The sequence below is a fragment of the Butyrivibrio sp. WCD3002 genome, from assembly GCF_000424265.1.
GTDB lineage: Bacteria > Bacillota > Clostridia > Lachnospirales > Lachnospiraceae > Butyrivibrio.
On the sequence record NZ_AUJO01000005.1, the window covers coordinates 145,200 to 158,337 of the forward strand.

Consider the following 13,138-nt stretch of genomic DNA (forward strand, 5'->3'; position numbering starts at 1 on the left):
ATCCAAATTATTAAAAAATTATTATTTCGAAACTTAACCCCTTGCATGTAGTACACAATTCATTATAATAGGCATTCAACGATACAAATCACGGAGGATTTATGGAACTCGATATGACTAAGGGACGTCCGCTCCCTATTATACTTAAATTTATGATGCCTATCTTTCTGGGTAATATTTTCCAGCAGTTCTACAATATGGTTGATACCATCATAGTAGGCCGCTTTGTTGGCGCTAATGCTCTGGCTGCCGTCGGTTCCACCGGAACGATAATGTTTCTGGTTTTGGGCTTTGCTCAGGGTCTGACAACCGGTTTTACTGTACTTACATCCCAGAGTTACGGAGCCGGAGATGCCAAACGTGTAAAACACAGCGTTGCTAATGGTATCATACTTTCAGCAATAGTGATAGTGGTTACTACATTATTAAGTGTTATTGCAATTAATCCGCTACTTCGCTTAATGAATACCCCTGAAGATATTTTTGCAGATGCTTCAGCTTATATAACAACCATATGTTATGGTATAGTTGCCAGTGTATTCTACAACCTTTTTTCTGCCTATATGCGTGCAGTGGGAAACAGCAAAACACCGCTGTATTTCCTGATTTTTTCCGCATGCCTGAACATAGTGCTGGACCTTCTTCTTATAGTTGTGTTTAAGATGGGTGTCGTAGGCGCTGCGCTTGCCACCAATATTTCTCAGGGAATTTCCGCTGTAATGTGTATCTATTACATATATAAGCACATTCCCTCTCTGGCACCTGACAAAAACGACTGGCATCTTGTATCTCATGATACAAGACATCAGCTTCGCGTAGGTCTTCCAATGGCTCTTCAGTTTGCGATAACTGCTGCAGGAACCATGATAATGCAGTCTGCCATTAATCTCTTTGGATCAACAGCCGTAGCTTCATTTACAGCCGCATCCAAGCTCAGCGGTCTTCTTACACAGGAAATGCCCGCCATGGGTGCCGCAATGTCAACTTTTGCCGGACAAAACTATGGTAATTGTGACTATGCCAGAATAAAAAAGGGCGTTCGCTCATCTATGATAGCCAACACCGTTTACGCTCTTATAGCTGCAGTTGCAGCCAATTTATTGCTGCCTACAGCACTGGGACTGTTCTTTTCAGGAAATACATCCGTGGCTGAACTTTTGCCCTGGGCGAGACCATATATACAAATATCATCAGTTTTCTATGTTCCGCTCAGCTTTATATTTATATTCAGAAATGCAATGCAGGGATGTGGCTATGGCTTCCTTCCTATGATGGGCGGAGTAATAGAATTATTTGCCCGGATGATATCTGCAATCATAGCTATGAATATCAAGAGTTATCCTCTTGCCGTTGCCTGTGATCCAGTTGCCTGGATGGCTGCAGCAATATTCACCTGCGTATGTTATATCTATGTTATTAAAGATATTCAAAGAAGATTTAGCAATCGTGCAAAACCGCAAAATGCAAGCTAAAATCTCCACAAGTTTTTGGTCATCAGAATTTCATCATGATAATTTCCATCCATAGTTTTAAAGGCCTGAGGGATTTGTCCGCAATCGACAAATCCTTTATTTTTATATAAGCGAAGTGCTCTGGCATTATCAGCAAAAACGCTTAGCTCCAGCCTCTCATATCCAAGCTCTCCGGCGTATTTTATGGCTTTCTCCAGTAAATGAGTGCCAAGTCCAAGATTCCAGAATTCCTTACGAACCACAATCTCCGCGGAAGCTCTGTGCCTGGTTTTGAAATTTAATCCCACAGGACTCACTGAAGTTACTCCAATTACTCTGTTTCCATCAAATATTCCTATCATAATCAGATGCTCTGCCCGCAGGTAATTTCCTATGATTTCTCCCTCTTTTTCCGGAGAATTTTCGATTTCATAAGGATATCTTGTAAGATACGCGGATTCCCCTGCAACATCTCTTCTAAAAGCAAGAACTGCTTCCGCATCATCCTTTTCCGGCGATCTTAAAACATATTCATTCCCATTTTTTGTAGTTATTTTTCCTTCTTCGATTTGCATTTAAAACGTCCCCCAAAACTACTAAAATAGTCCTAATAGCTATCGTATATATCCCCATTTACTACCCGAAATAGTCTTTTTCATTCATGTAGGACTTAATTGTATTGATAAAGCCGCGCTAAATTAGGGCTTACAAAACATCCCCAAAAACTACCTCAAAAAAACCGGCATTTCTTACCCTTTTTCTACTAATTATCACTGACTACATTAGTCAAAATGGCTTGTTTTAGGCTTTTATCAACACTTTTATATTATAGCATAGAAAAAGGGGCGTCGCCCAGATGATTGTATCATCTAAAGCGACAACCCCTAAAAAATCAGGTTCGCTAAATTATATCTCCGGCAAAAACTCCGGATTTTATTTATATTATGCGAGGCTTGCAAATACGTAATCGTCTGCTTCTACTCTCTCCGCAGAAAGATCGATACCTGTCAGGATATCTGCCATGTGCTCTGCAAACTGTGCATGTCCCTCAGCTGAAAGATGTACTCCATCAAATGCCAGATCCAAATCCCATTCGCTGGCATCTGCAAAAAATATTCCAAATTCCTGAGCAATAATATCAAGCTCTGTGCTCAGGCGTTTGCGCTGAGCTTCTGCCTCTTCCAGGTTTTCCTCCATATGAGGAAGAATTGCCGGCGGCGCTATAAGAAGAAATCCTGTCTTATTATCGACAAATTCCGTTCTGTTAAGCTGTCTCTCGATAAAATCTCTGATTTTTGCAGCTACAACATCGGCATCCGGCTCAGACATATTGAGGAGATCATTGGTACCAAGCATAACAGCAAATAAATCCAACGGGCTGTATTCTAATACTGATTTATCCAGCGAAAGAAGCGAATACGGATTATCGGGAACTACTCTACCATTCATACCATCAGCATAGACTCTCCATTCACCATACATCTTCTTTGAAAGGATATCTGTCCATCTTTCATTTTCCGGCAGGCGTCCACCCATCATTCCGCGAGGATCAAATCCATAGGTGTTAGAATCGCCATAAAACAGTACTTTCTTCATTCTGCTCACCTCTTTCTCTCAGTGTTTGTCCTATTCCACAAAAACAATATATCATAAAAGCTACAAATAATCAGTGTTTTAATAATTTTTTAATGGTTTTCAGTGTTTTTTACGAAATTATTTGTAGATTTATTGATTTATCAATTCAATTGTGCTATCGTTGACTACGAATTTTTCTTTTTTAAGAAAAAAATTTTTACAAGGGGGATGCTCAAAGCGCAATAGAACTATGACAAAAGATATTACAGTAAGTCTCGAGGATGCAGATCAGATCCGCAATTTTATCCAGATGAACACATCATCAAACTGTCAGGTAGACGTAAGAAGCGGTCACAGCTACATCGATGGAAAGTCTATCATTGGACTTCTCTCACTCAATCTACTGAAACCGCTTAATGTATCTCTTATTGGAGATTCTAAGAAGATCTCTGCTCTTATTCATCGCTACGAAGAATGCCATTTAGTTGCAGGTTGATCTATCAATTATCAAGTAAGTCTTGCTCCCATTCATCATAATTGAAGGAGCCTTGTACGTACTTACCGACTATAGAGCTATTGCCGGAACCGGCTGCTTTATAGTCGTTTTTTATTGCAGAAATCATCCAGCCGACAAAATTGTCGATATTTTTGTTCTTTTTAGATAATTCATAGGCTGCTCTTACCTTATCGATATTATAATCTGCAGCCTCAGCTATGGCTCTTATTTCTGAAAACTTAATCTTCTGATCAATGATATCCTGAATCTGATCGATTACTTCCATCGAATCAATAACAGTTGTTTTATTTGCCTTTTCTTCAGGTATATCGCATTTCTTAACTTTAGGATTAACATCTATAATAAACCTAATGTTAACTACTTTTCCACCTCTTCCTGCCTTAACAGGTTCATAATCAAACCAGATACTTGTGGTTTCATTCAGCTCTTTTTGTGCTTTATCCAAAGCAAATTTCTTGAAATTTCCGAAGGTTTTAAGCTTACCGGCACCGTCAAGCTTATCAGCCTGCTTCTCGATCTTATCATAATCAGGATTTCCCTTTTTAAGCGCACTTATAATCTCCGGATCCGCCTGGGAATCTATAATTCCAAGCCTCAATTTCAGATCAGTAAGGTGATATTGCACATAATAGGGTCCCGGCCTCTTGGTAATTGCTCTCTGTCTGTCCATTTCAGCCTTAAGAATCTCATATAATCTAAAGGAGTAGACACTGTTAAGCTGAACCGCCTCGGCAAGGCTTAAAACTGTGTAATTACTCTGAAGATTGGTAAGATAAGGGGTAATTTTATTGTTATATCTTACATTTAGAACACCATTTTTGAACGATGCATCTGTGATTACGTTAATCGCTTCGATCTCCTGCGTCTCATCATTTGAATAAATGATTCTCCAATCCAGTATAGAAGGCTTATTCTTTGCCGGTTCTATAGCGGATTTTATATGTTCATAGAAAGAACCGCCCTTAACGCCGAATATTTTCTTAAGATCTGTACCGTAAATATTCGCTTCCAGCGTATTATCATCAGGATTATGTTCTGCTTTTGCAATACTCACCGCAAAAAGCTTCTGAACAAGAAGAGTCGATCTACCCTTGGAATTGATTAGTGTATTTGCTTTTCTATAATGCTGTGTGGATAAAAAACTTTGAATAGCAGTTGTTTCTTCTTCAATCTGCTGCTTAGATTTACGCCCCAAAACTATCTCCTTCTCCCTAAAAAACAATTATTCATACCTAATTAGTACTAACTTATTATAAGTCTATTTTGGATCAATGTAAACAAAAATACCTCGTTTTAAACAAATTATACCTAATTTTTTATAATATGTACCTTATAACTAATAAGTATTGTGATATTGTATGTTATATTATTGATATTACGTAATTTTATGTTGACTAATTAAGTCAAGTACGAAATTGACCGACTTGGTATTGTACTATTCAAGTCCCCGAAAACTACTAAGAAGCATAAAAATCTCCCTAATTACTACTAAGTATTTCTAAAATATACCTTTTTTCTACTAAGTAACGGCAATACTGTACCCATTTACTACTATCTTTGACTATATTAATCATTTTCGAGTCAATGAAGAAATGCGTTATTTACTATAATTCCGGCTAGAGATGATCTTAATGGTTATTTTATGTTCCCAAAAACTACTAAAATAAAAAATACGCTCCCTTTTTCTACCTGATAAATCATGAAATATGGCAAAAACTCAGTATTTATGCGGCTTTTTGGATTTGACCTTTTTTCAAATATATATACCTTTTTTCTACCATTTAATACCAGATTACTTACTTAGATTCCCAAAAACTACTAACTATGATCATTAAAATTCCCCTTTTTCTACTCTCTAAAGCCATTTTTGAACAATTTACATGCATTTTAGGAACCATTTTTCTAACATCTTTGTCCATAATATTATTAAAATTATCCCCTTTTTCTAGAGAACTTGTCCACTTTTACTACATTAAAAAGACCTGGAAACCGCATATTTACTGCATTTCCAGGTCCTCTAATAATAATTAATATTTGTTGTTAATTAATTAATATTGTTTAAACAACAATGTCTGTTAGAAATTTAATTGATCCATAAAGGACTTATATTTAAGGTATAATTCTTTATTTTTCTCATAATCCTGTTCAATAAGATTACTGATATACTGTTGATAAGATATTTTACCTGACTGTGTCATAAAATCTACATAAGAACGAAGCTCACCAAGCCTTATATGAAGTACCCCGCTACTCTTTTCATCTGGCATAAGCGGAATTGCTTTTTTATTTGTATGTTTTACGGGAGCAGGCTGTTCTTGAACTGGTTCTTCAGCAATTACTACAGGTTCTTCAATAATATTAACAGGAGTGTTAATTATTTGTTCCTGAGGTTCTACAATCGGTTCAACCTGAGGCGCTGACTGGACTTGCACGGGTTGCTGTACAACCTGTACCGGAACGGGTTGTTCAACTACCTGAGGCTGAGGTTCTACAGGAGCTGTTTCAACGGGTGTTTCAATAACAGGTGTATTCACTACAATAGGCTTATTTACTGGTTTTGAAGGAGCTTTTTCAACTTCTGGCTTTACTTCATTGACTTCATCAGTCGACGGTGTAGCACCTACCATATTCTGAAAATTTCTTGCCATTGCATTCTGAAGATTCTTTTTCATTATGCTTCTCCTTTCAGAAATTCTTCTACGAATTCATCATAATCCTTTGTTGCACGAGCTGTTGGTGCGTAATCAAACAATGACTGGTTAAGTGTCTGTGACTCTTCTACAGCAACATTTTGATGAATTTTCGTCTCATAAACCTTAATTTCGTACTCTTTGGCAAGCATTTCTATTCCTTCAAGCCAAATATTTGCGTTATTTGTATTTCTTGTATTAGTTACAAGAATTCCGGCTACATCAAGCTCTGGATTGTTTAATCTCTCAGACATTACAGAAATCCATGAGAAAAGCATATTTGCACCGTTTGTAGCAAATGCTTCAGGAGTCATAGGAACTACTATTTTATCTGTAATAGCAAGGACATTTTGCGTGATTAACGCTAATGTAGGGCTGCAATCTATAATACAGAAGTCATAAGTCTTGTTAAGCTTATTTAAGGCCCTTTTTAGCATAAATTCTCTTGATGTAACACCAGAATAGTCAAGATCCGCTGATGTAAATTCAATACCACCTATAATAAGGTCGATATTGTCATTTACCGGTATAAGAGTTTCATTGATATCCGCTCCTGCTTCGCCTTTTTCTGTCTTAAAGACGTCTGAAAGCGTTGCTGCAGGAATATTATAAAGATCAATTCCGGCTGCCTGACTGAGGTTTTCCTGAGGATCTGAGTCAATCATAAGGACTTTATAGCCTCTTTTTGCCAACCCGGCAGACAACGCATATGTAGATGTTGTTTTTGCAACACCACCCTTTTGGTTGCAAAATGCAATTATTTTCATACTTCCTCCCATAAAACAAGTTATTGTCCTGTTCAATATTAACATTGATGATACGTTGTGTAAAGATATTTATATCATGATATCAACAAAACATTGTAGAAAAGTTTCATTATATATAAGTATATATATCTATTTATATAATGATAAAAATGTAATTAAATATAACGATATAAGTATTACAATGCATAAATGTAATATTATAATATGATAATAAAATATATTGATATATATAGATAATAATATAAATATAAAAAGATATACTGATATACATAAATAAGCACATCAGTATAATATAGTATTTGTATATAAATATATAGATATAAAATGATACATTATACCAAAGTATCAATAAATAAATGAATAACGATATAAAGATATATATAAATAATGATGAAATGATACATTGCATCATGATGTAATGATGTATGATACATATTCATCATTGCATCATGATGTAATAAATAAAAAGCAGAAAGCACATCACTATCCAAAGATATAAATACATCATTATGTGTTCTGCTTATTGCTATTATAGAAGTGAACTCAGTATATAGCGATATATATCATGATGTATTGATGTTCTATAAACCCGAAAACATTTGAATAATTGCGATGTATAGACATCATTATATATGCTAAATAAACTATAAAAAATGATTAAAATGAAAATAACAAGTATATATTGTACATTATGATTCATAATAAGAAATTAACTAAAATCAGCTGGACAATACCAGAAATGAAACCTGTTTATTTCTTTCCAGATGCTTTTCACTATATACATCAATGTATTATGATGACATGATATATTAACTTATAAGAGTAAGAGAACAAAATGGATAAAAATAATTGTGCATCACGATACAATGACATCGTGATGTAATGAATTTATGATGATATGATATAAAAATATAACGATGTATTTACACATGATATAAATGTATCAAAATACAATTATATCGTTAGTACATGATGATAATATATAATTATCAAATATATCAATGTATAAATATATAGATATAACAATATAACATTATATAAATATATAACAATATTAATTGTACATGATGAAAAATGATAATAGAATATAGATGTCAGAATATAAAAATAAAAATATAATATTATATCAAAATACTAATATATAAATAGAATTTAATATCAATATATTTATATAATTCAATGTGAAATAATCAAAATGTAAATATATATTAGTAAAAGATGATCAAAATATAAAAATATTTATATAGCAATATCTATAAATATATTGCTAATTAGACAGCTTGATGATATAATATAAATGTATTAATTTATCAGTTCTAATTCAATTAGTAATCGTTGTAAATGCAGGCAAAAATCCAAGAAAAAATCCTGAAAATTTTCCAAGGATTTGGCCTGATTTTTGAGATGATAATGAAAGCTGGATCAGGAAGTAAAAAATACAAGAGAAATCCAGAGATTTATTCAAGAAAAAATCGTGGAATTTTGTAAGAATTAAGGCAATAAAATACAGTACAATATTTTCGTAATTGTAAACAATTAAAAATATTCAAATATAATAACATTAGATATATTTAGATTAACGGCAAATATAAAATAAATATAAAAGATATAAAATCATAATATATAATAAATTAAATATTACTAACCAAGTCAGTCAATAAGTAATAATTACAACTGATATTATATAAAGCAAGTAAATTAGAGCCTTTATGGGAACTAGTAATAAGATATAATCATACATGAATAAGATATTAATTCCATTGACTTAATAAGTCATTGGAATTTTTTATGCAAATATTGAATTAGGCGGTGAAGAATATGCATGAACTAAGTTATATATTGGATATAATTAATTCAGTTCAGGAAGTGAAAGAAAAAGAGAATTTATTAGAAATAAAGAAGATAATAGTTGATGTTGGACAAATGAGCGGCGTGGTGCCGTTTTATTTACATAAGTACTATGATGAGGCCAAAAAAGGTACCTTTTTGGAGCATACAGAGCTTATTACAAATGAAGTAGAAGTAAAAATCTTATGTGAAGGATGCGGAGAAGAATATTCTCCGGATAAGGAAAACAGATATAAATGTCCCAAATGTGGAGAAAGAAAAGGTAAACTGATCCAGGGAAAAGGTATAATAATAAAAGAGATAGTAGTAGAAGATGATAAATAGAATAAATATGTTGAAGTGATGAGATTATAGATGTATATTATGATGTATAATAAACAAGATATATATTTATTCTGATGTCGTGATGTCATTATATATAGATGTAATGATAGCTAAGTTTAGAAATATTTATTAAATACAACGAAATTTTATCATTTTTTAATTGTTTGAACGACGATAGGGCGTTCTATTTTCCAAATTGTATGTTAAAATAGAAAATGAATTTAAGAGAATTACCGGAGACGGAAATCATATAAATCTTATCCGGAATAGAAAATATGGAGGTTCATAATGGCTAAGAGAATACTTATTACAGATGATGCCGCTTTTATGCGCATGATGCTGAAAGACATTTTGACTAAGGGCGGATACGAGATTGCTGGAGAGGCTGAGAATGGCAAGATAGCAATCGACAAGTATAATGAGCTTAAGCCTGATCTTGTAACTCTTGATATTACCATGCCGGAGCTTGATGGAATCGGTGCTCTTAAAGGAATTAAGGCAGCTGATCCCAACGCTTGCTGCATTATGTGTTCTGCAATGGGTCAGCAGGCAATGGTTATTGAATCAATTCAGGCCGGTGCTAAGGACTTTATTGTTAAGCCTTTCCAGGCAGATCGTGTACTTGAAGCTGTTAAAAAAGCTATAGGCTAAGTACATAGCTAATTGAATGTTTAGAGCCTGGGATCATTATGATTCTAGGCTTTTTGTCTTGTTATAAATATTTAATAAACACAAAATAAACCATAGCTTAATTGACAGGAGTGCAATATCTTGTAAAAAAATTTGGTCAGCCGAAAGGGCTTAATAAAGCGCTTTTTTGCATATATTAAATATGTTCAAGGAATTTGCACTAATATTTTTGCCGGATACTCCGATATAATAATTAGCAACGGAAAGCTCCTGTTTCCATGGATGGGAAACAACATGGAAACAGGATTTTTTTGCCCTTTTTTAAGGGCCGTTGCAGTGATCAAAGGATGGATCGCAAGCTTGATAACCATAGAGAAGACTGCCAGGCTGCCCCCTGGCAGTTTTCACGTAGTTAAATATAAAATTCTGAATGTACCGCATGCCCATTCAAAAATTAAGAGAAGGATTAAGGACCGAAATTGGCACAAATAGTGCATTTTTGAAAAACTGTGATAGAATATCCTTTAAGAAAAACGAGGAGGAAAGAGATGGGCAGTATACTAGATAAGTTTGAGGCCGGAAAAACAGTGTTGTCATGCGAGATTTTTCCGCCTAAAAAAGAGGAAGAATTTCTGGGCATACAGAGTAAACTCGATAAAATCAGTGAAATTGGTCCTGATTTTATTAGTATTACATACGGAGCCGGCGGATCAAACGCAGGTAAGGCAGTAGAAATAGCTAATTATGCTAAAAATTCGGCGAAATTAGAAGTTGTTTCGCATATAACCAGTGTTGGTTTCACAAAGGAAAAACTGGACGAAGGATTGGCCAAATTCAAAGAAATCGGCATAGATAATGTGCTTGTACTTAGAGGAGACAGGCCTAAAAATATGACGGATGAAGAATTTAACAGCAGAGATTTTCTTCATGCAAGTGATATGGCGCAGTATATTAGATCTGCAGGCATGGATTTTACTATGGTTGGAGCATGTTATCCCCATAGACATCCTGAGTCAGCAACAGATGAAATAGATGTAATGAATACCAAGATAAAGGTAGATTGTGGATGTCAGTTACTGATTTCGCAATTATTCTTCGATAATAGCTACTTTTTGCGTTTAGTGGATAAATTACATGACCTTGGTGTAAAAGTGCCTATATCGGCCGGAATAATGCCAATTACAAGTGCAAAACAGCTTGGTACCACAGTTACACTATCCGGAACGACGGTACCGGAAGAATTGTCCTCAATTATTTCTAAGTACGGTGATGATCCTGCGCAGATGAGAAAATATGGCGTGGATTACGCTATTAAGCAGGCAATGGAGCTTAAGGAGAGAGGTGTAGATGGCATACATCTTTATATAATGAATAAGCCGGAGCTTGCAGAGGAGATGTTTGCAGCTTTAAGGTAAAATAAGCAGATCGTTGAAAGTTGTTTTAGACAGCATAAATACATAGACAAAATCAGTTATAAAAAACAGATGCCATTCCCAAACAAAACAATTGGGAATGGCATTTATTAATTATTAAATCAATATTTTGTTAAAACGAATTAAATCATGATCATAAAAGTGCAAATTTTTCAGTTGTATCATTCAGCTGCTCAGTTACCTCGGTGTTCTTATTGATAGCAAGTGATATCTTTTTAATTCCGCCAACAATCTCATTAGAGCTTTCTGCAGACAAGGATATGGCTTTCGAGCTTTCTTCAATGGAATTGGTAATTGCTTCTATAGATTCAACCATTTCTGTCATGATTTCGTTAAGATGATCAGCCTTGGAAGAGAAGGATGTTAGCATATCATCCATAATATCCGCCGTATGCTCGTATTTTTCGCCTGTGTTAACGAATTCATCGTAATCATCAAGAACTGTTCCATTGATGTAATCCAGGGCCTCCTGTGCGTTTCTGGCGAGTTCATTAACGGCTTCTGTAACTTCATTACTGATATCTTGAATATTTGCTGCTGTTTGACGGCTATTATCGGCGAGAGAGCTGATTTCAGTTGCAACGACAGCAAATCCTTTTCCTGCTTCTCCTGCTCTTGCGGCCTCAATAGAAGCGTTAAGAGCCAGAAGATTGGTCTGTGACGCAATGTCGAGAATTACCTTGGTAAGCTCATTGATCTGACTTACCTTTTCGGAATCCTTAACAGATTTTGTGAGCGTATTTGAAAGCTGGGACATCTGCTCGCCAGCGTTGTTCTTTTTGTTTGTTACACGCTGTTTTAATTCATTTGCTTCCTGTTTTATGGTTATAGCTGTTTCTGTACCTTCTGAAGCTTCATCAGTTATAGCCTGTGCTGCATTCTTTACGGAATCAACCTTGCCATTTATTGATTTTACGGTATCTGACAATGTTTCCATGTTAGCGGAAAGCTCCTCAAGAGCTGCAGAGGAGTTTGTTACGTTATCATCTGCAGCGCGAAGCTGTGATGCAACTTCTTCCGAGGATGTTGTAAGAACAGCTGAACCCTCTTTTACATCTCGCATAATACCCTGGAGAGTTTCTATAAAATGATTGATACCAGTTGTTATGTATAGTAACTCCGATTTCGTTTTCGTCTTTATTCTTGCGGTAAGATCGCCATTTCCAGCTTCTATGTTGGTAATCATTACGTTAACTTCGTCGGCTATGTGTCGAATCTTTCTTACTATGTTCTTATAGCTTACAAAGAAGTTGATAACGATGAGGATCAATGTGACGATTATGCCTATCATAGCCATGAGATTGCCGCTCTGTAAAAGCTGGTTCATGGTAACCTTGGTTGCTGTGGCGGAATCCTCAATTGCCTGATCCAGAGTCTTTGTAGAGTGGAATATAGCGATTTTCTGAATTTCTGCTTTATCGAATAGTATTTTATAGGCAGAATCCTTATCTCCGGCATCACATTTTTCTATGGCGTTATCAATCAGAGCAGTTAATCTTGAATACTGAACAACAATCTCATCGATTTCAGCAATTGCATCCTGATTCTTGGTGCTTGCAAAATCCTGATTTAATATTTGGATATCGTTCGTAACGGCTTGTTTTACCGCGTCTATCTGAGGCTTTAGTGCTTCCTTGGTTTCTACAGCATCTGCAGATACATAGCCGGTAGCCTGGTCATACAAAGACATGACATCCGATTTAAGTTGTGCTTCATGTTGCGTAAGAGACATCATTGAGTCAAACATAGATATACTGCTGCTTGTGGAGGTTTTCATTGATGTCATAACAATTGTTATTACAGTTATGAATGCCACCAACATCAGAAGATTTAGTGCGGATAGCTGATATAAAATAGAATTGAATTTACTTACTTTTACATTTGTATTTTTTTCCACAATCCT

The 13,138-nt window shown here is 35.1% G+C and carries 13 protein-coding genes; 6 read left to right on the forward strand and 7 right to left on the reverse strand.

Annotated elements, in window-relative coordinates; all coding sequences use genetic code 11:
• Positions 1-101: 101 nt before the first annotated feature.
• On the forward strand, positions 102-1,472 hold the full coding sequence (locus G608_RS0108180) for an MATE family efflux transporter (protein WP_026495625.1): 1,371 nt from the start codon (positions 102-104) through the stop codon (positions 1,470-1,472).
• Here the strand turns inward: G608_RS0108180 and G608_RS0108185 are convergent.
• Complete coding sequence (locus G608_RS0108185) at positions 1,469-2,026, reverse strand: GNAT family N-acetyltransferase (RefSeq protein ID WP_026495626.1); 558 nt, start codon at positions 2,024-2,026, stop codon at positions 1,469-1,471. The genes G608_RS0108180 and G608_RS0108185 overlap by 4 nt on opposite strands.
• Positions 2,027-2,393: 367 nt before the next feature.
• Entirely contained in the window at positions 2,394-3,047 is a 654-nt protein-coding gene (locus tag G608_RS20460) for a GDSL-type esterase/lipase family protein (protein ID WP_051209028.1), read from the reverse strand.
• 229 nt (positions 3,048-3,276) lie between these two features.
• On the opposite strand from G608_RS20460, the gene G608_RS20465 reads away from it, so the two are divergent.
• The gene (locus tag G608_RS20465; protein WP_035795036.1) at positions 3,277-3,522 is read left to right on the forward strand and encodes a hypothetical protein; all 246 of its coding nucleotides are present in this window, start codon (positions 3,277-3,279) and stop codon (positions 3,520-3,522) included.
• Positions 3,523-3,526: 4 nt separating this feature from the next.
• Here the strand turns inward: G608_RS20465 and G608_RS0108200 are convergent, their stop codons facing one another.
• The 4 genes from G608_RS0108200 to G608_RS0108210 all read right to left on the reverse strand — a co-directional run bounded on the left by G608_RS0108200 (position 3,527) and on the right by G608_RS0108210 (position 7,000).
• The gene (locus G608_RS0108200) at positions 3,527-4,738 is read right to left on the reverse strand and encodes a replication initiation protein (RefSeq protein ID WP_026495627.1); all 1,212 of its coding nucleotides are present in this window, start codon (positions 4,736-4,738) and stop codon (positions 3,527-3,529) included.
• Between the two features lie 601 nt (positions 4,739-5,339).
• On the reverse strand, positions 5,340-5,462 hold the full coding sequence (locus G608_RS24125) for a hypothetical protein (protein WP_255345321.1): 123 nt from the start codon (positions 5,460-5,462) through the stop codon (positions 5,340-5,342).
• Between the two features lie 156 nt (positions 5,463-5,618).
• Entirely contained in the window at positions 5,619-6,215 is a 597-nt protein-coding gene (locus G608_RS0108205) for a hypothetical protein (protein ID WP_026495628.1), read from the reverse strand.
• On the reverse strand, positions 6,215-7,000 hold the full coding sequence (locus G608_RS0108210) for a ParA family protein (RefSeq protein WP_026495629.1): 786 nt from the start codon (positions 6,998-7,000) through the stop codon (positions 6,215-6,217). The genes G608_RS0108205 and G608_RS0108210 overlap by 1 nt, the downstream gene beginning before the upstream one ends.
• 1,341 nt (positions 7,001-8,341) lie before the next feature.
• Here G608_RS0108210 and G608_RS24560 point away from each other — a divergent pair.
• The 4 genes from G608_RS24560 to G608_RS0108230 all read left to right on the forward strand — a co-directional run bounded on the left by G608_RS24560 (position 8,342) and on the right by G608_RS0108230 (position 11,217).
• Positions 8,342-8,488: a hypothetical protein gene (locus tag G608_RS24560; protein ID WP_196810160.1), complete on the forward strand. Its 147-nt coding sequence runs from the start codon at positions 8,342-8,344 to the stop codon at positions 8,486-8,488.
• A 330-nt stretch (positions 8,489-8,818) separates the two neighbouring features.
• Positions 8,819-9,172: a hydrogenase maturation nickel metallochaperone HypA/HybF gene (locus G608_RS0108215; protein WP_026495630.1), complete on the forward strand. Its 354-nt coding sequence runs from the start codon at positions 8,819-8,821 to the stop codon at positions 9,170-9,172.
• A 288-nt stretch (positions 9,173-9,460) separates the two neighbouring features.
• Entirely contained in the window at positions 9,461-9,823 is a 363-nt protein-coding gene (locus G608_RS0108220; protein ID WP_026495631.1) for a response regulator, read from the forward strand.
• Between the two features lie 527 nt (positions 9,824-10,350).
• Positions 10,351-11,217: a methylenetetrahydrofolate reductase gene (locus tag G608_RS0108230; protein WP_035795037.1), complete on the forward strand. Its 867-nt coding sequence runs from the start codon at positions 10,351-10,353 to the stop codon at positions 11,215-11,217.
• 151 nt (positions 11,218-11,368) lie between these two features.
• Here the strand turns inward: G608_RS0108230 and G608_RS0108235 are convergent, their stop codons facing one another.
• Positions 11,369-13,132, reverse strand: a complete 1,764-nt coding sequence (locus G608_RS0108235) for a methyl-accepting chemotaxis protein (protein WP_026495634.1) — start codon at positions 13,130-13,132, stop codon at positions 11,369-11,371.
• Between the last annotated feature and the right edge of the window lie 6 nt (positions 13,133-13,138).